This is a genomic window from Moorena sp. SIO4A1, assembly GCF_010672065.1.
Lineage (GTDB): Bacteria > Cyanobacteriota > Cyanobacteriia > Cyanobacteriales > Coleofasciculaceae > Moorena.
On record NZ_JAAHHX010000037.1, the window covers coordinates 17,702 to 38,209 of the forward strand.

Annotated in this window: 24 protein-coding genes; 9 read left to right on the forward strand and 15 right to left on the reverse strand. The window is 44.4% G+C overall.

The features are described from left to right. Positions 1–133: 133 nt before the first annotated feature. On the reverse strand, positions 134–475 hold the full coding sequence (locus tag F6K53_RS22585; protein ID WP_293082261.1) for a hypothetical protein: 342 nt from the start codon (positions 473–475) through the stop codon (positions 134–136). Between the two features lie 416 nt (positions 476–891). Between F6K53_RS22585 and F6K53_RS22590 the strand changes: the two genes are divergently transcribed. Together F6K53_RS22590 and F6K53_RS22595 are read left to right on the forward strand one after the other, a co-directional pair. Beyond that, on the forward strand, positions 892–1,014 hold the full coding sequence (locus F6K53_RS22590) for a hypothetical protein (protein ID WP_293017651.1): 123 nt from the start codon (positions 892–894) through the stop codon (positions 1,012–1,014). Between the two features lie 17 nt (positions 1,015–1,031). Then, positions 1,032–1,262, forward strand: coding sequence for a hypothetical protein (locus F6K53_RS22595; RefSeq protein WP_293045141.1), 231 nt, complete (start codon positions 1,032–1,034; stop codon positions 1,260–1,262). Between the two features lie 214 nt (positions 1,263–1,476). On the opposite strand, the gene F6K53_RS22600 is transcribed toward F6K53_RS22595, so the two are convergent. Continuing rightward, complete coding sequence (locus F6K53_RS22600; protein ID WP_293017653.1) at positions 1,477–1,851, reverse strand: hypothetical protein; 375 nt, start codon at positions 1,849–1,851, stop codon at positions 1,477–1,479. A gap of 831 nt (positions 1,852–2,682) precedes the next feature. Here F6K53_RS22600 and F6K53_RS22605 point away from each other — a divergent pair. The 3 genes from F6K53_RS22605 to F6K53_RS22615 all read left to right on the forward strand — a co-directional run bounded on the left by F6K53_RS22605 (position 2,683) and on the right by F6K53_RS22615 (position 5,371). After that, positions 2,683–2,829: a hypothetical protein gene (locus F6K53_RS22605; RefSeq protein ID WP_293045139.1), complete on the forward strand. Its 147-nt coding sequence runs from the start codon at positions 2,683–2,685 to the stop codon at positions 2,827–2,829. Positions 2,830–2,959: 130 nt separating this feature from the next. Continuing rightward, complete coding sequence (locus F6K53_RS22610) at positions 2,960–4,285, forward strand: PilT/PilU family type 4a pilus ATPase (RefSeq protein ID WP_293045137.1); 1,326 nt, start codon at positions 2,960–2,962, stop codon at positions 4,283–4,285. Between the two features lie 138 nt (positions 4,286–4,423). Continuing rightward, positions 4,424–5,371 (forward strand): circadian clock KaiB family protein, encoded by a 948-nt coding sequence (locus tag F6K53_RS22615; protein ID WP_293017656.1) that lies wholly within the window; start codon positions 4,424–4,426, stop codon positions 5,369–5,371. A gap of 74 nt (positions 5,372–5,445) precedes the next feature. Here the strand turns inward: F6K53_RS22615 and F6K53_RS22620 are convergent, their stop codons facing one another. The 8 genes from F6K53_RS22620 to F6K53_RS22655 all read right to left on the reverse strand — a co-directional run bounded on the left by F6K53_RS22620 (position 5,446) and on the right by F6K53_RS22655 (position 14,030). Next, complete coding sequence (locus F6K53_RS22620; protein WP_293082264.1) at positions 5,446–7,164, reverse strand: ABC-F family ATP-binding cassette domain-containing protein; 1,719 nt, start codon at positions 7,162–7,164, stop codon at positions 5,446–5,448. A gap of 432 nt (positions 7,165–7,596) precedes the next feature. Continuing rightward, positions 7,597–9,528, reverse strand: a complete 1,932-nt coding sequence (locus F6K53_RS22625; RefSeq protein WP_293082267.1) for an ABC-F family ATP-binding cassette domain-containing protein — start codon at positions 9,526–9,528, stop codon at positions 7,597–7,599. 398 nt (positions 9,529–9,926) lie between these two features. Further along, positions 9,927–10,769: a prohibitin family protein gene (locus F6K53_RS22630; protein ID WP_293017660.1), complete on the reverse strand. Its 843-nt coding sequence runs from the start codon at positions 10,767–10,769 to the stop codon at positions 9,927–9,929. A gap of 135 nt (positions 10,770–10,904) precedes the next feature. Continuing rightward, the gene (locus F6K53_RS22635) at positions 10,905–11,051 is read right to left on the reverse strand and encodes a hypothetical protein (protein ID WP_293017662.1); all 147 of its coding nucleotides are present in this window, start codon (positions 11,049–11,051) and stop codon (positions 10,905–10,907) included. Next, positions 11,042–11,200, reverse strand: a complete 159-nt coding sequence (locus F6K53_RS22640; protein WP_293082271.1) for a hypothetical protein — start codon at positions 11,198–11,200, stop codon at positions 11,042–11,044. The genes F6K53_RS22635 and F6K53_RS22640 overlap by 10 nt, the downstream gene beginning before the upstream one ends. Positions 11,201–11,212: 12 nt before the next feature. Beyond that, a complete protein-coding gene (locus F6K53_RS22645) occupies positions 11,213–12,922 on the reverse strand; it encodes an ATP-binding protein (protein WP_293017664.1) in 1,710 nt (569 codons plus the stop codon). 27 nt (positions 12,923–12,949) lie between these two features. Further along, positions 12,950–13,081 carry a hypothetical protein gene (locus tag F6K53_RS22650; RefSeq protein WP_293082274.1) on the reverse strand — a complete coding sequence of 44 codons (132 nt, stop codon included), beginning with the start codon at positions 13,079–13,081 and terminating at the stop codon, positions 12,950–12,952. Between the two features lie 157 nt (positions 13,082–13,238). After that, a complete protein-coding gene (locus F6K53_RS22655; RefSeq protein WP_293082277.1) occupies positions 13,239–14,030 on the reverse strand; it encodes a glutathione S-transferase family protein in 792 nt (263 codons plus the stop codon). A 1-nt stretch (position 14,031) separates the two neighbouring features. Between F6K53_RS22655 and F6K53_RS22660 the strand changes: the two genes are divergently transcribed. Next, positions 14,032–14,181 (forward strand): hypothetical protein, encoded by a 150-nt coding sequence (locus F6K53_RS22660; protein WP_293045419.1) that lies wholly within the window; start codon positions 14,032–14,034, stop codon positions 14,179–14,181. Here the strand turns inward: F6K53_RS22660 and F6K53_RS22665 are convergent. The 3 genes from F6K53_RS22665 to F6K53_RS22675 form a co-directional block, all read right to left on the reverse strand. Then, positions 14,176–14,931, reverse strand: coding sequence for an MBL fold metallo-hydrolase (locus F6K53_RS22665; RefSeq protein ID WP_293061749.1), 756 nt, complete (start codon positions 14,929–14,931; stop codon positions 14,176–14,178). The genes F6K53_RS22660 and F6K53_RS22665 overlap by 6 nt on opposite strands. Before the next feature lie 174 nt (positions 14,932–15,105). Next, on the reverse strand, positions 15,106–15,705 hold the full coding sequence (locus F6K53_RS22670; RefSeq protein ID WP_293082280.1) for a Uma2 family endonuclease: 600 nt from the start codon (positions 15,703–15,705) through the stop codon (positions 15,106–15,108). 502 nt (positions 15,706–16,207) lie between these two features. Then, positions 16,208–16,399 (reverse strand): hypothetical protein, encoded by a 192-nt coding sequence (locus tag F6K53_RS22675; protein ID WP_293017675.1) that lies wholly within the window; start codon positions 16,397–16,399, stop codon positions 16,208–16,210. A 197-nt stretch (positions 16,400–16,596) separates the two neighbouring features. Here F6K53_RS22675 and F6K53_RS22680 point away from each other — a divergent pair, with 197 nt between their 5' ends. The 3 genes from F6K53_RS22680 to F6K53_RS22690 all read left to right on the forward strand — a co-directional run bounded on the left by F6K53_RS22680 (position 16,597) and on the right by F6K53_RS22690 (position 17,467). Continuing rightward, on the forward strand, positions 16,597–16,725 hold the full coding sequence (locus F6K53_RS22680) for a hypothetical protein (RefSeq protein ID WP_293082283.1): 129 nt from the start codon (positions 16,597–16,599) through the stop codon (positions 16,723–16,725). A gap of 59 nt (positions 16,726–16,784) precedes the next feature. Beyond that, positions 16,785–17,024: a DUF433 domain-containing protein gene (locus tag F6K53_RS22685; protein ID WP_293069860.1), complete on the forward strand. Its 240-nt coding sequence runs from the start codon at positions 16,785–16,787 to the stop codon at positions 17,022–17,024. Between the two features lie 275 nt (positions 17,025–17,299). Then, on the forward strand, positions 17,300–17,467 hold the full coding sequence (locus tag F6K53_RS22690; protein ID WP_293069861.1) for a hypothetical protein: 168 nt from the start codon (positions 17,300–17,302) through the stop codon (positions 17,465–17,467). Here F6K53_RS22690 and F6K53_RS22695 read toward each other — a convergent pair. Then, complete coding sequence (locus F6K53_RS22695; protein ID WP_293082286.1) at positions 17,456–19,726, reverse strand: O-linked N-acetylglucosamine transferase, SPINDLY family protein; 2,271 nt, start codon at positions 19,724–19,726, stop codon at positions 17,456–17,458. The two genes, F6K53_RS22690 and F6K53_RS22695, sit on opposite strands and share 12 nt — an antisense overlap. A gap of 184 nt (positions 19,727–19,910) precedes the next feature. Further along, on the reverse strand, positions 19,911–20,501 hold the full coding sequence (locus F6K53_RS22700) for a type IV pilin-like G/H family protein (RefSeq protein ID WP_293082289.1): 591 nt from the start codon (positions 20,499–20,501) through the stop codon (positions 19,911–19,913). Between the last annotated feature and the right edge of the window lie 7 nt (positions 20,502–20,508).

Here is a 20,508-nt window from a genome sequence, read left to right on the forward strand (position 1 = left end):
TTAATTCTACATTCTTAATTCTACATTCTTAATTCTACATTCTTAATTCTACATTCTTAATTCTACATTCTTAATTCTACATTCTTAATTCTACATTCTTAATTCTACATTCTTAATTCTACATTCTTCATTTTTAATTCGAGAACAATCGCTCCAATAACGGTTTAGGAATTGTCTCGAAATCCTCCAACAACAAATCCATAATGGCCAGATGGCGCAAGTGACCAGGAGTCGGAGGGTAACAGCGACGACTGGTGTTAAACCAGCCGTTAACAGTGTGAACGGAACAAGAGCAGATTAAAGCCATCTCTTCCCGACTCAAGTCCCACTTACTGTAAAACCGTTGCGGTGTCATACCCAATTCGCAGTAACTATACAGTCGGATTAGGATTTGCTCTCGCTCAGTGATGGGATAGGGATAGGAATTCTCGCCCTTTAACTCCCTCTGTTGTGCAAGCTGTTCAAGGCGCTCCATTGTGCTACGCACACGCTACGCGAACGCTTCGTGATAATCGATGGAATGATAAACAAATCGTTTTTTTGCCATTATTATAGAATTACCTCCATGTAACTTGGGGGGGAGAGCCGCGCTTCCAGGTTGGTGGCCGATGAGCGCGGCTCTTTTTCCAATGAATATATTGTAACCAATGGCTACTATTATTGTCAACAATAAAACCAAAAAAATCAATAAAATTATCAAATTGTTTAATAAATAGTTACAATCTAACGATTAGAAGGGTAATTTTTTTAGCTAATAGCTGTATTCTGGATCATGGCAGTATAAACTTAGTGATTGCCCCAAGTTTAAAATTTACTTGTCAAGGTAGGGAACAGGAATCCCCCCTAATATCAAGTCAGGTTGAATACCCATAATTAGAGGGAGGGTGGCAAGTGTGGGAAGTGTGGGAAGTGTGGGGAGGGTGGGAAGTCTGGGGAGATAGGGAGATGGGGAGATGGGGAGATGAGGAGATGAGGAGATGGGTAATTGGTAGCGAAGCAACCGTTAACCTTTGACCAACCTTTGACCAACCTTGGCCAAAAGGCCACGCTACGCGAACGACCAACCTTGGCCAAAAGGCCACGCTACGCGAACGACTAACCTTGGCCAAAAGGCCACGCTACGGAACCTGCAACCTTGGCCAAAAGGCCACGCGTGCGCGTTCAACCCAACCTGCAACCTTCAACCTGCAACCTTAAACCTTCGTAGGATACTCTTGAATGTTCTCATCAAAAAACCCGGTCAAGACCGGGAAAATTGCTGAAAAACCAATCAACTTACCAAAGCTTGGCTTTATTACAAAAAATCGTGGAATGTTTGGAAGCCCCGTCTATGAACGGGCAGGGTGCTGACCCTTGATGACCTTTAGACTGAAAAGAGAAAACACTCCCACACCTTGTACCCTTTTTTGAGATCCTAAAAGGTCATCAATTATTAACATTCCCAGACTAGGGCCAGCTCAGAAACCTTCTATGTGACTATCTGATAATGTTACAGGTGAGGGGGCAAGCGGCATAAACCGGAGTCTGGATCAGATCAGGCTCGCCATGTAGCCAATTTAACCAACGAACTTCCTGAGGATGAACCCCCTTAAAGGTTAAGACTCCTGCACCTAATACCACTGCTAAAACATTTACTCCAATCAAACTCCCTGCTACGAGTAATACAGCACTAACCGGCAGAATCGATTGTAGAGCGATCGCTAACAAAGAGCCGGTGGTCACCATCAATACAATCAACGGAAAACCGACAACCAGTAAGCAAACTGCCAAGGTAAATGCCCAAATTAAAAAGCTTTTGACCACTGCTAATGAATCAGTTTGTGTCAAGCTTTGACTTGTGGTTAATGCCATGGTGTTTTCTCCAGTAATCATTAAAAAAAATGAATTGACAGTGTCTGCCCTTGATTGACAGGGTCTGTCCTTGAGTAAATTCTTTGATTTGAAATTTTCTAGGTGAGTTCAAGTATAGGTAAAATTTTGATGAAGATGAACCTTTTGTCAAAAAAGTTTACAGTCAACTCGTCCGACCTATGTATCAAAATTGTTACAATCGTTAAAAGCCGGAAATTATTGGTTATCTTAAGACAGACCGATAATCTACCATTAGACAGATGAATCAATTTTTCATCGCTGATACATAGACCGAAGATATAGACCCAATCAGTTATAGCGTTATAGTTAGAGTTATATAGACCGAATCAGTTATAGAGTCGCAAGAACAAGAAAGGGAGCTAGGGTCGGGCATCGGATCAGGATGGGTGAGGGTTTGAATCCGATTTGCTTAACATTTGTTATAATTTGCTTAATATATATTATCCAAATTGAGGAGTTTTATCATATTAAGCATAATTACTGATAATTACGCATAATTACTCATATTAGGTATTTGTGATTAGGTATTTGTGATTAAGACTTCCCCCCCGTCCCTTGGTCAACCCTAATCTTAGGGGTGCTTTGAATCTTAGGGGCGCTTTGCTTGCGCCCTCACGGCTTGGTCTGGGCCCTCACGGTGATCTTAAATCTGGTTTTGAGCAGGGGAGAGGGTTTTAGAGTTTTTGCTGCTTACTCAAAAATAAACAATCACAAACAATAACAAACAATTAGATGGTGACAGCTAAGGAATTTCAAAACATACATAGTCCTATAAACACATCACCTCATCACCATTTATAGCTCGAAGACATGAAATTAGTGTATAGCGTTTCTTATACTTATCAGGTACACTCAATTTTCCTACCCCGACTCCCTACTGCCGACTCCCTACTCCCTACTCCCTACTCCCTACTTCCTACTCCCTACTCCCTACTCCCTACTCCCTACTGCCATTAACCCAGGACGAAAATCCCTTACCTAAGGTAGAACTGTTATAAGTTATACTCAACCCTAACTGTTGGGAAAACTTAATGTAAGAGTTTGTAAAATAAATTCTCGTAGCCCAACTGTAGTTGGTAGTTGAAAGATGACAGACCCACAGCGTTCACCCCGCATTGCACCAGCACCACCGCCTTTGAATGTAGCGTCTAGACCAGTATCTGCTCAAGCCAATCAATCAAGACCTGCACAACCAAGAGCCATGGCTCCAAGAAGCCGTCAAGCCGGTGCCCCAGTAGCCTCACGCCCTCGCCCTGTGGCCACAGCAGCTCAGAATTCAGCCACTAAGGTCCAAGCCAAACCATCCGCCAATCAGCACCAGCAGACACCCAGTAACATCGGTCTGCCTCCTGGACAGTCAAGCTTAGAAAGCATTGTCCGTCAGGCCTTTGAGAAAGGAATTTCTGATATTCATCTAGGTGTTGGTGAAACTCCCCGTTTCCGGAATCGTGGGGAAATGGAGCCAACGGAGTATCCAGTCACAGATCAGGCAACATTTAGCTGTTGGCTCAAGGAAATACTGACTGATGAAGAAATCCGACGCTTTAGAGAAGAGTTGGAATTTGATGGGGCAACTCAGTACGAGTTTAGTCGGGTCAGGATTAATATCTTCGATAGTCTTCTTGGTCCTGCCATGGTCTTGCGGATTATTCCCCTGAAGATATTGACCCTTGAGCAGTTGCGGTTGCCTGCAATCCTGAAAGATGTCTGTCACTACCATAAAGGTCTCATTTTGGTCACCGGTCCGACAGGTTCCGGAAAATCTACCAGCATGGCCGCCATGATAGACTATATGAACAAAGAGATGCCGCGACATATAATTACCATTGAAGACCCCATTGAATTTATCCACCAAAGTCGGAAATCTCTGATTAAACAGCGGGAAGTAGGAATGCATACCCGTAAATTTGACCGGGCCTTGAAAGCTGCTTTGCGGGAAGACCCCGATGTGATTCTGATTGGGGAAATGCGAGACCGAGAAACAGTCAATACAGCTCTGAAGGCTGCTCAAACTGGTCATTTGGTCATGGGTACTTTGCATACCAACAGTGCGGTCAAAACCATTGAGCGGATTCTCAATCTCTACAATCCAGAAGAACAGCCTCCCATGCGGGTGGCTATATCAGAAGCCCTAGTGGCAGTGATTTCCCAAGGGTTGTGTCGTACTACCGATGGCAAGCGTGCTGCTTTCCATGACATCCTGATTAATACTGAATCCATTAAGGATTACATCCTCAAGGGCAAATACGAAGAAATTGAACAACTGATGGCGGACAGTGAATTTGACGGTATGGTTACTGTAAATAAATCCTTGTTCGCTCTTTACCAAGAGGGGCGTATTACTGAGGAAACTGCCTTGGAAAAGTCACCCACTCCCAACGAGATCGCAATGATGTTGCGCGGTCGGATCTAGGGATTAGCCACACTTGTATTAGGGATTAGGAATTAGGGATCAACACTTAACCCCTAATTCCTAATCCCTAACCCCTAAAACCATTACCTAAAACCTAACACTTAAAGTATTAAAATAATTTTGACATAGTACTAGCATATGCTGGATGAAACCCCCTCGCCCCAACTGTTTAAAGGTATTGCTATATTTACACCAGGGGAAGATCTAGTATATAGCATTGACTTTAATAAGCAGAGTCACTGGCATCTGCATCTGTGTGCGAGTTTACAGGAAATACTGGGGTTACCAGAGCCACCTCATTTTTTAGTCCCGGGATATACTGCCACCATTGATCGGTGGATGGACTCTCAAACCAATCAGTTGCGCATGTCAGCAGAAATTCATTGGTTGGTGCAACATCATCAGGCATTGTTAAATGCAGTATTTGGCACAGACAACCTGATTTGGCAAGTAGCCCCTTGGGAGGAAGAGTCCTGTGACCCGGCGGTGCTAGAAACTTATCGCAATCAGTTTCCCCAACTCTGGGAAAACCATGACTTGATCCTGCGCATTGACCGCCCAGAGCCATTATCCTACTGCGATACAGAAGACGTTTTGCCAGAAAGGGTTACTAACCAAAACTCTGGCAGATCTTCACCTCAGGAGCATTTGAGAGCTATGGAAAAGCTGCCCGTTTTATCTAAGTCTACCACTGATAGTACAGACTCACTGACTGTCACCGATGTCACCAAACCTGATTCTTTATCCAGGATATCCTTGCCTGATGTGTCTCACTCCCAGGCACAACCTACCCATAGCTATGTCCTGCGTTTGTTCGTTTCCGGACATAGTACAGAAACTGAGTATACTCTCAAGAGTCTATACCAGTTGTTAGAGAATCATTTAGGTCATCCCTATACCCTAAAAATTATTGATGTTTTCAAGCACCCAGAACTGGCAGAAACTGATCAGATCTCGGCTACACCAACACTACTCAGAGTATGGCCCGAGCCTGTCCGGCGGATTATCGGTGATTTGAATGATATTGATCAGGTATTGCAGAGATTAACCAGCAATATAGTTAACTCCTCAGCACTTAAGCAATAAGCTTTTAATCGGTAATTTTAATCGGTAATAGCTAATATAGCAGTTCTCAATTTGGTATTGAGAACTGCTATATGTTACTTTTGTTTAGCAGCAGCTTTCTTTTTGGTCTTTTTGGTCTTTTTGCTAGCATTGGCAGCTTTTTTAGCCGCTTTGGCCGCAGCGATCGCTTTTAACCGAGCTTCTTCTTTTTCCTGGGCAATCTTTTCGAGATAGTAGTGGTAATCTCCCAGATAGGTGCAGAATTCGCCATCCCGAATTTCCACAATTTTGTTTGCCACTTTCGAGATAAAATAGCGGTCGTGGGAAACAATAATTACTGTACCATCATAGGCCGCGAGTGCTTCCTCCAACATTTCTTTGGCTGGGATATCCAGGTGATTAGTAGGCTCATCCAGAATTAGTAAATTAGCGGGAGAAAGGAGCATTTTGGCTAAGGCCAGGCGGGCTTTTTCGCCTCCACTAAGGGACTCAACCTTTTTATATACCGTGTCCCCAGTAAACAGAAACCGTCCCAATAGGGTACGCACTTCCTGATTTTTCCAGTCTGGGACTTCATCATGGATGGTTTCCATGACCGTTTTGCTTAATTCTAGGGCTTCTGCTTGATTCTGCTCAAAGTAACCAGGAATGACATTGTGTTTGCCCAGTCCTACTATTCCTTCTGTGGGCTGTTCCATTGCCATGATCATCCGAAGTAAGGTGGATTTACCGCAACCATTGGGACCGATGAAGGCTATGCGATCGCCCCGTTCAATCAACAAGTCTGCTCCCAGAAATAAAATCTTGTCATCATAGTCATGGACTAAATCCTTGATTTTGACTACCTCAAGACCACTACGAGGGGCATCAGGGAATTGGAATTTGAGGGTTTTGAGATTAGCAGTCGGGGCTTCTATCCGTTCAGTTTTTTCTAATTGTTTCTCTCGGCTTTTGGCTTGGGTAGACCGGGTTGCACTAGCACGGAAACGCTCAATAAAGGCTTGCTGCTTCTCTATTTCCTTTTGTTGACGCTCGTAGCTACTCAGTTGAGCTGCCTGCATCTCGGCTTTCTGCTGCAGATAAGCTGAGTAATTGCCTAGGTAGGTAGTCGAGACACCCCGTTCGGTTTCTACAATTTGGGTGCAGAGGCGGTCAAGAAACTCCCGGTCGTGAGATACTATTACCATTGGGGTCTTCAGACCCTTGAGATACTTTTCTAACCATTCGATGGTTTCCAAGTCAAGATGGTTAGTCGGCTCGTCCATCAGTAGGACGTCTGGCTTCTGGAGCAGGATTTTGCCTAAACTCATGCGCATTTGCCAGCCACCACTGAAAGCACTCACTAAGCGATCGCTATCCTCTGGCTCAAATCCCATCTCTGGCAAGATCTTGTCAATTTTTGCTTGTAAGCCATAACCATCAAGGGCTTCAAATTGGCGCTGCCACCTATCTAGCTTTCTAATCAGTCCTTCTAATTCTGCTTCATCAGCCATTTCCATGGCGTTTTGCACTTGTAGCATTTCCTCGTGTACGTGGTTAGCTTCCTTAAATACCGTCCAGAATTCTGCTGAGACCGTGCGGGTTGGGTCTACTTCAAATTCTTGGGTGAGGTAAGCGATATGAAGACTGGCAGGACGGATAACAACGCCGCTGGTGGGTTCCATCTCTCCAGCAATAATTTTCAGTTGGGTAGATTTCCCGGCACCATTGACGCCAACTAAGCCAATGCGATCGCCTGGTTTAACTTCCCAGTTGACATCCTTTAGAACTTCGCCAGTGGGGTATACTTTACTAATGTGTTCGAGTCGCAGCATTAAGATGTCTCCAAGGAAAATTTTAGCTGGGGACTTTTAGTCCTGATCCCAAGTTGCTGTCGGGTTGACTACAGAAGTTTGGTTGACAGGTATTCCCCTGTTCCTTTGACCATTAGTCCTTCTCAGTTTTCCCGTCTACAGCAGATTATCCCTGGAAACCGCCACCTACAGTAGACCTCTTGCATCAATGGTGCCAAGCCCCGATTATCCCCTGCCCAGACTTGGGGAGCTAGGGGGGCAAAAGGATGATTGATGCAATAAGTCTAGTGATAGAGTTTACGATCCAGGATGTTTTCGGTTATCGTAACAAAAATTCATCATGTCTGGTAGTACCCGAAAGTCAAGGGAATAGGGAACTTCAGCTCGGGTAACCGGGAACATTAATCTACTCTGTCAGCAGAATCCCCGCGTCTAATGACCGGGGAGTATCAACTAAGATTCCCGTTCCGCCAACTCCATCCAACGCTCAGTTGCTGTATCAATTTCCTGAGTCAATGCCTCTAAGGTCTGATAAAGTTTCTGGACTTCACTGGTGTTTTTGGGAGGGGATTGATAAAGGGTTTTCTCCAACTCAGCTTTCTGAGCTTCCAGTTGGGGAATCTGACTTTCGAGTTGATCAAATTCCCGCCTTTCCCAATTAGACAGCCGACGGGGTTTGCTATTACTCGATGATTTTTTATTGGACGCCTCGACCTTAGAGGATTCAGGCTTTTTACTTTGAGTCTGAGCCATCTGTTGGGCTAGTTTTGCCTCTTCTTCTCGCTTTTTATCGATATAAAGGGAATAATTACCAGGATACTGACGTATGTTACCCTCAGATTCAAAGGCAAAGATTTTATCGACGGTGCGGTCTAGGAAATAGCGGTCGTGGGAGACTATAATCACACAACCATTAAACCCCTCTAGATACTCTTCCAGTACAGCTAGGGTTTGTACATCTAAATCATTAGTGGGCTCGTCAAGAATAAGTACATTGGGAGAACTCATCAGTACTTGCAACAGAAACAAGCGACGTTTCTCACCACCGGAAAGCTTATGAATTGGTGCATACTGTTGGTTGGGAGGAAATAAGAAACGCTCCAGCATCTGTGAGGCAGTAATCAATGTGCCATCAGCGGTTGTCACATACTCTGCTACGTCTTTTAGGTAATCAATTACTCGCTGATTTTGATTAAGAGCTTCGAGCAAATCCTCTGAATGCTGGTCAAAGTAACCAATATAAATGGTAGACCCAATTTCAACGTTACCAGAATCGGGCTGAATGCGTGCAGTAATAATATCCATTAGGGTAGATTTCCCTACCCCATTCCCACCTATGATGCCAACTCGGTCATCGGGACTAAATTCGTAGGTAAAATCTTTGACCATAATTCTACCGTCATAGCCTTTAGAAACATTGTCTAACTCAATGACTTTCTTGCCAATTCGACGACCAGGGGTAGAAATTTCCACTTTACCCTGAGCTTGTTTAAACTCCTTGGCTTGCATGTCGTGAATACGGTCAATTCGAGCTTTTTGCTTGGTACTGCGAGCCTTTGGCCCCCGTTTGAGCCATTCTAACTCTCGGCGCAATACCCCTTGATGTTTCCGTTGAGTGCTGATGGCTGATTCTTCAGCTAAAGCTTTTTTCTCTAAATAGTAGGAATAGTTGCCAGAGTATGTATACAGGTCTCCCCGGTCAATTTCGATAATGCGGTTGGTGACCTGGTCTAGAAAATAGCGGTCGTGAGTAATCAGTAATATTGCTCCACGATAACTATTTAGGTAACTCTGTAACCACTCTACGGACATAGCATCGAGATGGTTTGTGGGCTCATCCATTAACAATACTTCTGGTTCCGCTAGCAAGGCGGCTGCTAATGCAATCCGTTTACGATAGCCACCAGACAACTGACCAATGGGAGCCTCAAAATCAACTATTCCTAATTTACTTAGAATAATTTTTGCCTTTGTTTCCAGTTCCCAAGCTCCTGTAGCATCCATCTGCTGGGTTACACTTGAGAGCTGTGCTAGCAGTTGGTTATCTTCGGGATTGTGAGCCAATTTATGGGAAAGTTCTTCATAGTCACGAATCAGATTCATCTGCTGACCACTATCAGCAAATACTTGCTCCAAAACCGTGTTATTGTCATCTAAGTATGGTTGTTGGGGTAAGTAAACAATTTTAGTTTTGGGATTAATGGAGAGTTGACCAGCATCAATGGGCTCAAGACCAGCAATTATTTTTAATAGGGTCGATTTGCCTGAACCATTAGTGCCAATTAGACCAACTTTATCCATAGGATCTAGACTAAAGCTAGCTTCTTTCAGGATTTCTTTAATCCCAAAGTCTTTGCGAACGGATTGTAGGGTGAAAATACTCATGGAAACTTTATAGGAAAGGGAGTAGGGAGTAGGGAGTAGGGAGTAGGGAGTAGGGAGTAGGGAGTAGGGGGTAGGGAGTAGGGAACAGAAATATGTCTTATATCAAGTCTGGTTGAATACCATAATTAAGGGGCGGGGGCGCGGGGAGATGGGGAGATGGGGAGATGGGGAGATGGGGAGATGGGCGAGGTTTTTATTAAGGGTAATTATCCTGACATGATATTAAGCTTTACTTCGATTGCTATCAATTGATTTTTAAAAAACCCGTTTTCTATATAGAAAACGGGTTTTTGTAGTTGTAATTTAACTACTAATACTCAACTGCAAACTATCAAAGGTCTCACTAGTAACTAGCATTAAATTAAAGAGTTTTTGATAATTTTATTGACATTTTGATGCTATTGAGGTACGTTGTTTAGGTCAAAGATAAAGGGAACACTGCTATTCCTATCACCACCAATAACGAGAACTTTAGGCATCTGAGCCCCACCTTCTCGCCAAGCTGCGATCGCTTCTTTCTGGAGCACTAGTTCACCCCCTTGAGCTTTGAGGGTTTCGGCCAAAAGTCGTTGGGCTTCTGCTTTACCCTGAGCGCGATTAATTTCTGCTTGAGCTTCTTGCTCAGCCTGCTGTGCTATATAGACAGCTCGTTGGGCTTGTTGTTCAGCTACCTGTTTTTCTTCAACTGCCTTGGCAAATTCCCTAGAAAAATTCAGGTCAATCACACTAGTATCCAATACTTGGACATCATACTTGGCTAACCGTTCGCCCAAAGCCTTATCAAAATCTTCCTTTAACTGACTCCGTTGGGTAATCGATTCTTCAGCAGTACGAAGGGCGGCAGCAATTTTAAATGACTCTTGAGTCTGAGGGGCAATAATTGTCGCCACTAGATTCTGTAGAGTTCCTTGTTTTCGCCTGATGCTAACCACTTGACTGGGATCGAGGCGGAAGTTGATGGCAAATCGAGCGGTCAAATCCTGAAGATCCTTTGTGGAACTCTGGGCTGGGACTTCAAACTTCTGTACGGTGACATCATACACATCGACTATAGAGACGAAGGGCAGTTTGAAGTGGATACCTTCAAGCAGAGCGCCATCTCTAGCTTTACCCAAAATACTAAGGACTCCAGCCTGACCAGGATTGATGATTACAAAACAATTAAAGGTGAGGAGAATAACTAATGCTGCGATAATCCCCCCCACTAAAGATTGCCAATTTTGTGGATTTTGGTTCCTCAAGTTTTAATCTCCTTTTAAATTATCCCCCGGATGAATCACAGGGGAATTAAGCCCTGATGTTACCAGATAGGGCATTTGCTAGATATCGTAAGCCTTATGGCATCATATCTTCAGCATACTAGAAAAGTTCGTCTATCAGCTATCAGCTATAGCAAAGGGAACAGGGAACAGCGGATCTGGGAACAGGGAGTAGGGAGTAGGGAGTAGGGAGTAGGGAACAAAATTCTCAGCAATTCCTACACGGATTGCTATATTAGCTATCAGCTTATGGGCTACGCCCACGCTACACCGAACAGCTTATGGGTCACACAGGCTAGAAGCCTGTGCCACGCTAGTTGAGGTGCCACGCTAGTTGAGGTGCCAAAGGCCAACGGCTGACCACTGACCACTGACCACTGACCACTGATAGCTGACCGCTGACCGCTGACCACTGACGGCTGATCTCAAAACCCTATATCTTCCCTAGCTAATTGGGCGGCTAAAAATACCTCTTGATCGGACTTTTGTTGCCAATCTAGCTCCCCAATTTCCTGATAAAATTGTTGATCGTAAGCACGAGTCTTGACTACGACTGGCATTGGTACGGCATGTCCTAAAATCAAGGCTTGTTGCTTAGAATCGAGCTTGGCTAATACCGAACGCAAACTTTGGCCACCAGACACCCCAGTAAAAATTGCTTCAATATCTTTATCATCATTTAGCAAACAGGTAATCCGAGTTCCAATTTGAGACATGACTTCGTTATCAATTCCAGAAGGACGCTGGTCTACGACTAACAAGGTTACAAAATACTTGCGCATTTCACGGGCAATAATCCCAAAAATTGTTTGCCTTACTGTGGCTGGATCTAGGAAACGGTGGGCTTCTTCAATGGTAATCACTAGGGGACGGGGGCGATCGCTGGCATTTTTTGACTGCAAAAATATCTCGGCTTTTCTGACATAACTGCTATGAATACGACGGGTAATTAAATTAGTAGCTAACATATAGGAAAGCATGTTGGATTGGGAACCGAATTCTACGACAACATGCTTCCCAGCATCGAGAGATTCTAAAATTCGCTTGACATAATTATGGGGACAAGCACTACGGATATATTTTAATTCATCCAATCGGCTTAATTTGCGCTGTAATGCCATAATTGAGGACTTGTTGCCTCGTTTGACTTCGCAAAATTCCTGGATTTCTTCATTGGTCATGGATAGCAGTTGCACAATCCAGGATTTGCCAAATTCATTGCGTAAAATAATGGCATTTTCTAGACTAGCTTCAGAAAGATTTAACTCTCCTCGGACTAGGTTGATATCTTCTACTTCAATCTGGTCATAACTCAGATAAAGCTCTTGGGCATCCCGAATCCCTCGTCGTCTGGTGGATTCTGGGTCGAGGGTATAAACTTGTACCTGGGATGGAAAAAGCTGGCGCAATCCTTTGACTGTACTAAATTGTTTCCCTTCCGATACGGCTTCCCAGCCATATTCCGAGTGCATATCAAAAATTAAATTTACTGCTGCTTGCCTACGGATAATCCCAGATAGCAGTAGCCGAGTTAGAAAGGATTTACCGGTGCCAGATTTACCAAAAACCCCGTTACTGCGTTCTACAAACCGATCTAAGTCAATGCATATGGGGACTTCCATGTCAAGGGGTTGACCAATGGAAAAATTCCGGCGATGGGGGTCATCTTCTGAGCCAAAGACTGCCCGAAAATCCCGTTCACTGGCATCGTATACTTGAGAAAAATGGCTGGGAATTGTTTTTACTGGTAACAATTCCATCTCTTCGCTACTTTGAGCTTGAAAGGAGCCTAAGGGACTTTTTCCATTTAGTTCCACTGGCGGTTGTGACTGGGATTTTTGTGGCGTAAACATTAGCATCGGGGTTAAATTAATCGTACCGTAGGTGCCACTACCTGCGAGTACATCCCGTAGAAAGTCATCATTGGGATTAGGAGGATTAACCAGAATCCGCTGACTGGAGGTTCCCAAAGAGACATCGGTGAGCATACAGAAGAAACGCGATCGCATTCCCTGAACCACCAGAAATTTCCCCACTCGCATATCTTCTACGGAGACATCGGGGTGTAATCGCACTTCCAATCCAGCAGACAGAGAGCCTTGAATAACTGAACCTAAAGGTTGACTTAAATCCATTACCACAATTCTAGGACTATAGCAATCCTAAATCATTTGGGTTATAGGGAGTAGGGAGTAGGGAGTAGGGAGTAGGGAGTAGGGAGTAGGGAGTAGGGAGTAGGGAGTAGGGAGTAGGGAGTAGGGAGTAGGGTGCGTTAGGGGTGGGATTGCCATCATATTCAAGGTCCAGCGCCAGTAGCCCCGTAACGCACCACTTTTCTAGGCAATAGGCAAGCTAGCAAGCTAGTCCGCCCCGTAACGCACCATCGGGTCAAACTGACCACTGACCGCTGACGGCTGACGGCTGACGGCTGACCGCTGACGGTAAATCTGATTACTCAATATCAATTGATGTGGGTTGAGAATCGCTGGGAGTATTGGAAACTAAAGGTTTGCGATAATCAGCATAGATGCGATCGCGCCAAGCAAAAAAGGTTTCATAGAGGTTACTATCGGCAAAGCCAGGAATCCCTTGACCTTGATATTGCTGGGGGATATCGAGATAATTCCCATCGGGGAATTTCAGGAGCAGACTTAAACCAGCTACGGCAAAATCTGCTAAGCAAGGGGAGTTGCTGACTAGATAAGGACTATCCAGGAGCAATAGACTCAAGGCTTCTAGGTCTTGCTTGAGACCATCTTTGGCTTCCTTGACGGCATCAGTGCCACAACCGACACCAAACCCTAGAATATCTAAAAATTCCGAGGGTACGGAACCAACTACTGTTTTGAGCACATCCGGGGTTTGGTTCGGTAAGACCGATTTGCGGAAGTCGGGATTTTGACTCAATGCGCCATAGACCACTTTCCGGCTCTTGGTACCAATGGATTCATCTGCCCATTCTTCGATCAGTAAGCAGAGTCCTCGTTCTTTGGGATCGCTGGGGATGATGGGTTTGTCGGGATATTTGCGATCCAAATACATTGCGATCGCAGTGGAATCGCTAATCACGGTATCCCCATCTTTTAGCACTGGTACCTTACTTTGACCAGACAGTTGGAATAGTTCTAACTGTCCTACTCCTGGGGTTACCTCAATTTTGCGATAGTCCAGCTCTTTGTAATCCAGAATCAGTCGTACTTTCTCTGAGTATTGGGACAATTCAAATTGATACAACTCCAGCATTTTGGATCTCCTAGCTGTTGATGTGGGACACTATGCTACTCTAGCGTTTTCACATTCCTCTTCCCACACTTCCCACACTTCCCACACTTCCCACACTCCCCCTTCTCTTCTCCCGATTCCCGATTCCCGATTCCCGATTCCCTTCCTATAACTCCAACGAAACCCCTAGTTTGGGAGTGATGACTTTGGTAGGCAGGTTCTGCTGGAGGAGTTGCGATCGCAATTCTTCGAGACTACCCACTTCCCGCAGCACAGAAGCCAAAACCCCTTGATACTCTACAATTTCATCGGCTGCTGTGGGCAGAAAGACTTGGGGTTGTAACCATTGCGCCAACTGCAGTGCTGTTTTATGGCCTTGAATGACTGGCCCTAGTAACGGTAATTCTAAGGTCACGGCTGGGCTAATCACGATATCAACTGGGGCATAATCCTTGACTTCAGCAGGGGGATAGCCATGAGGTTCGTAGTAAAGACTTTTACCACTATCCAACTGCTTGATCAGATAGGCATTTTCCTGCTGGAATGGACCAATGGGTGCTCCTGGCAAGGCTCGGATTTCTATGTGATCTCCTAACGCAACGGTTTCACCAGCAGTAAGGGTGGTTACCTGGGTATAACCTAGCTGTTTGACTACCTTTGCTGCACTAGTAGAGGCCACCACTGGAATAGTTTTGTCTAATTTTTCCAAGGTTGGGGTATGGGCGTGGTCCTCTAAGCCTTGGGAGAGCAAAATTAGGTCAATTTTATCCGGAATGCTATTAAGTGCTTCGGGTTTGTCCCCTTTAAAGAACCAAGGTTGGTTGCCAAAGACCAATGAACCCACTAACCAGGGGTCAATCAGAATTCGTTGCTCTGGGAGTTCCAGTAGCCAGCTGTTTGCGCCGAAATGGGTGAGATACATACCAGTCAGAGAAGCTTCTTTTGCCTTAACCAAAACTACGATAACGCTTTTTAGGGAATCGGGAATCGGGAATCGGGAATCGGGAATCGGGAACAGGGAACAGGGAACAGGGAATAGGGAACAGAAAAAGTTAAACCCTTAAACCTTCAACTTTCAACTTTCAACTTTTTAACCTTAAACTTGACAAGTTTCATCATCCTCTTCAAAATTAACCCCTTCGTAAATATCACTAAAGTTAAGTTTAAAGTCGATAGTACTTAATTCCAGAATTGCTGCTTCTGAAGTTTGCTCAGTAAGTAACCATTGTCCTTCACTGGTTTTGGTATGTTGAATCACATGATATCTGGCCTGATCTATCAATATATATTCCTTAAATTGGGGAATTGAGCGATAGTAGAGAAACTTCTCTCCTTGGTCATAGTTTCTAGTAGATTTGGATAATACTTCAACAATTAGCAAGGGATTCATGACAGTCGTCTTACGTTTGCCGGTATAGATGGGTTTCCCCTGAATTACCATAGTATCAGGATAGGTATACTGGCTATAATCAGGTATCCACAATCGTACATCACCGATATAGATATCGTATGCTTGTCCTTTTAAGGCAAACTTCAAGTGAGCTGCAAAATTCAGAGCAATTTTATTATGATTTGTAGTGCCTCCAGCCATCGGTAAAATTTCTCCATCCCGATATTCACTTTTATAATCAGCAGCTTCTTCTAGTTCTAAATACTCGTCTGCTGTGTAGTAGCGTTTTTTATCTTTTAATAGCATAGTGCTTTCCTTTGAGAATTTAGAATTTAGAATGAAGAATTTAGAATGGAGAATGAAGAATGAAGAATGTAGGGTGCGTTAGGGGCGGGCTTGCCCTCATTTTTAACTTCGAGGGCCAGTATTGGAATAGCCCGCCCCGTAACGCACCACCAAGTAGAATGGAGAATGAAGAATGAAGAATGAATGGTGAATTGGAAATTCTGCCTTCTGCCTTCTCCCTTCTGCCTTCTGCGTTCTTAGAGGAGATCTGAAAAGTTTTTTGATACTGAATTTTGCCCCCCTAGCCCCCCAATTCTGGGGGGAAAAAGAATCAATTTGCTGGTAAAAGCCCCCAAAATTGGGGGACCAACGGGGGCTTAGATGTAGCAAATGAGACTTCTCAGACAACCTCTTAATTCTCAATTCTTAATTCTACATTCTTAATTCTCAATTCTTAATTCTACATTCTTAATTCTTAATTCTACATTCTACATTCTTAATTCTCCATTCTTAATTCTACATTCTACATTTCCTCCCTAGGAAGATCGCCTAGATCAAAAACAATGATGAATTCAGCATCAGGCATTAATCGTTTCAGAGCCTTTAAATGCCCTTCCGCATCAGAACGATTGCGAAAGCGACCAACAACAACTCGCTGCATCTTTGGTAACAGGCGAACGATGGCCCACGGGTGTAGGCGGTGATAGTAAGTCATAATTGGGTTGTCTCCTTTTATGGGGCGATCTAGAGCCAGCCTAGAGATTTTGGACTGTCAGTAGGCTGGCTCTTCCCATGGACGTTTTTCATCCACTTTTATAGTATAACATAAAAAACGCTATATTATAACATATTTAAAAAATTTTTGTAACAAATTCTTTAGGGAGTAGGGTGTGGGGTATGGGGTGTGGGGAGATGGGGAGATGGGAACCCACCCCTAACCCCTCCCAGGAGGGGAATGGGGAGATGGGGAGATGGGGAGATGGGAGTCAGATCAGTTTTGCTAGCATGCCTATTGCTAGCATGCCTATTGCCTTTTGCTAGCATGCCTATTGCCTTTTGCTTATAATTAATACGGTTATCTTTTAATCAAAATCAGACAAATGTCTATCCAACAAATAACTACCGAATATATTGCCATAGATCCTGACTATTGTTATGGTAAACCCCGCATCGCTGGGACAAGAATGCCTGTTGCTGCTATTGCTGAAATGTATTTGGAGATGAAAGAATCTTTAGAAGAAATTGCTCACAAGTATGATCTGTCCTTAGCCCAGGTTCATGGGGCAATGGCATACTATACCAAAGGGAACAGGGAACAGGGAACAGGGAACAGGGAGTAGGGAGTAGGGAGTAGGGAAAAGGGAACAAAAATTATCACAATTCATTTAGGATTGGTATATGATGAGTATCAGGAAGACATTGACCGTCACACCATGGAAACTGATAGAGTTGTTGAACAAATAAAGGGAAATAGTCCTACTTCAACGTTTCAGGAACAATGGAGACAGATCAGGGGTGAAAGATAAGGGACTTGCGTGTAAAAAAAATACCAATTCAAGTAGGGTGGGCAAAGTAATATTATCTAGAAGACTCATTTGAACGAAACTGTGTCTTGATGCAGTCGCTCATGGGGGAAACCCCCAAGACCGCGCTGCATCGCTTTTTGCCCACCCTACAAGCTCTATCTCCCACACACCCCACACCCCACACTCCCCACACTCCCTACTCCCTACTCCCTACTCCCTACTCCCTACTCCCTACTCCCTACTCCCTATCTCCCTAACATTTCCAAATAAGCCTTTTCCATTTCCCGAGTAAATTCCTTACCATTCCACAAGGGCGCAGTTTGTCGAGATTGTCGCAGTTTCCAGGAAATTTGTTGTCTGAGGGCTGGGTCTTTACCTAAGCGAATCCCCCACTCGATATACTCATCATCTGTCCAAGCAATGCCTTCCGTTATTCCCGCATTCATCATCATGGTGTAACTGTTGCGAGCAACAAACTGTTCTCCCACTCGGGTGACTAGGGGAATACCCATCCAGAGGGTTTCCAGGGTAGTGGTGGCTCCATTGTAGGGATAGGTATCTAGTACCACATCCGCAATCCCTAAGTTGGCACGATGAACGGCTTCCGTAGGTACTTCTGGTAGAAACCGTAAGCGATCGCACTCTACCCCTTCTTCTTCGGCAATCTGGTTAAAGAACCGTTTGATGGAGTCTTGGTCAGATTTGCCTTTAATCAAAAAGTAGCTATTGGGGACCGCTTTGATAATTTTCATTTGCAGCCTTGTGGTATCGGGATTGCGCTTGTATCCCTTCTGACTACTGAGATAAATGGTGGCATCGTTGGGAATATCCAGGTGGTCCCGACGTAAGCTAGGTACACCCACTTCAAACCCATCCACAGCAATATAGGTTTGGGGTAAGCGCCAGATTTTCTCGGAATAGTACTCCTGAGCCGAATCCGGTAATACGTAGGGGTCAGCAATCACGTAATCAATGGCAGGTAATCCTGAAGCATCCCACCCTAGCCAAGTGACTTGTACTGGTGCCAGTTTCAGAGCCATGACTGCACAGCTGATATCCAGGGTGATGCTATCCAGGTCAATTAAAATATCCAGTTGATCCTGATAAACCTGCTCAGCCACATCTAGAACATGAATCCCTAATTTGCGAGGATGGTCTACTTGATTGATATACCACTCTTGGAGGTTATCGTTTACTAGCTTATAGTCTAGGAAATAGCCATAAAGTTGAAACCGCTCCCGGTCATGATGCTCAAACAGCCAACGAGCTAGCCACCCCACAGAATGCCGTCTTAAGCAATGACACAGGTATCCGACTTTTAAGGGTCTAGTAGTTTTTACTCCCTGCTCAATTCCCCCGTGCTCAATTCCCCCCTTATTAAGGGGGGTTAGGGGGGATCCATGCTCAATTCCCCCCTTAATAAGGGGGGTTAGGGGGGATCCATACCACTCCGCTCTTTCCTTGCTATACTCCCGAATATTCCTCTGAAACACCTCAGCGATTTGATTCAAAATTGGTCTAAAATGGCTAGGCTCGTCCTTAAAATGAACCAGAGGAAAGAATGGGGTAAGCAGACGCAGAGTCTCAACATCAGACAAGTTAGCTGGTTGTTGCTTAATTAAGGAAACCAGCAGTGATTCTAGGGTCTGGCAAGCCGCAGAAACCTCCTGCCAATAGCCCCCCGCATTCATTATCCCCCGCAGTACCAAGTTAATTCCAGATATTTGGTCTGGTAAGGATTCCGATAAGGAATAGCACAACTTAGCGGTTTCTATGCCCTGGTCATAATTACGAGCATCTTGATAAAAGGTAGCGAGATGTCGTAATATTTCTATATTATGAGGATTCTGAAGATCTAAGGAGCGATAACGTTCCAGAAAACTAGCAGCAATGGTCGGTTGCTTTAAAGTATGACCAATTTTCATACAGGCTGACAGCAACGGCCAAAACCAAAACTCAGGATTAGGCAGGTAAGCTAAGCAAGCTTCGGTGAATGCTAGGGAGGCGGGATGCAATGGTTGGGCGTCTAGTATCTGCTCTAAAACCTCTTTTAATAACTGGTGATTGCATTCTACTGTTGGCTGGGTTTGTAGCAGTTCAATCACCCCCAGCTCCGTCAAGTCATCACCGGTAAAGGTTTCTAGCTTAATGCTGAGAGCAATAATTTCCAAGAGATTAGTCAGGTTCGTGGGGCAAATTTCCCGCATATGCTGGCGGATTGCCCAGGCTAGGGCATCATCCCCTAACTCCTGCCTGCGCTCAGCTTCGGTTTGCAACACCTGGAGCAGTTCCTGAGTCCAAGTCTCTAATTGGTCTGACTCCGCCTCCGCCATCACCAGCAGCCAAGTGGTTTGGGCTTCTGTCTCTTGACCCTGCAAGAGGAACAGTAACCCTAAATGCCAGTAGTAGGCGATCACATCTGGTTCCGCTTCAATCGCCTGTTCGTATAAACTTGCGGCTTGACTGTAGTTTCCCTGAATTAGATAGTGCTCCGCTTGTTGCTGCCAGTTAGTCATACTTTTGTGGTATTTAAATTAAAGATATCACCCCATTTTCTAATACCATTCAAAACGTGATGAGCGTAATTGTCCACTTAAAGTATTTCCATAAAACTAAAGTGGGTAGAACCCTCTACCCACTTTAACTAAATATCTAATTTTCGGTGATTCAAACTCTCATAACCAAGGTTTCCCTTAAGTATCACTTACCTGATAAATTCCTCCAGTTATCTTCGTCCTTGCATTGGGGCTGATCATTGGTAATCGTAACCCCTACACCCTTAGCACTTATACCCGCAATTGCCACAGCTCTTCTAGTTTCACACAATACAGCCAACGTGGTTGCTTCACGGGTCTCTTCTATCTCACCTAAGGCTGTAACGCCCTGATATGCCTTAAGGGAAGATTCAAGATCAACATCCCCATCATCTGTCGCTGGGTCTCCATAGTTAGAGACGCTTGGTTTCGTGGTATTTCCGTTTTCTACTCCGTAAATATAGTTCTTAGTCTGTGTGGCAACGCCAAGACCTAACTCACCAAAATCAGTCTCCACAGTTACAAATTGATCGTTTTCCAGGTAGTAAGCTTGCTGAGCGCGATTCATGGAACCGACATAAGTTTTAGCTTCTGACTGCTTGGCTTTATTAGCTTGGTTCAAGAAAGAAGGCAGAGCAATGGCGGATAGAATTCCAATAATGATGATTACAACCAGTAGTTCAATTAGGGTAAAACCTTCGTCTTGCTTTTTCTGGGTCAGGTGCTGAAGTAGTTTAACTTTTAGATCAGTTTTCATAAGTCTT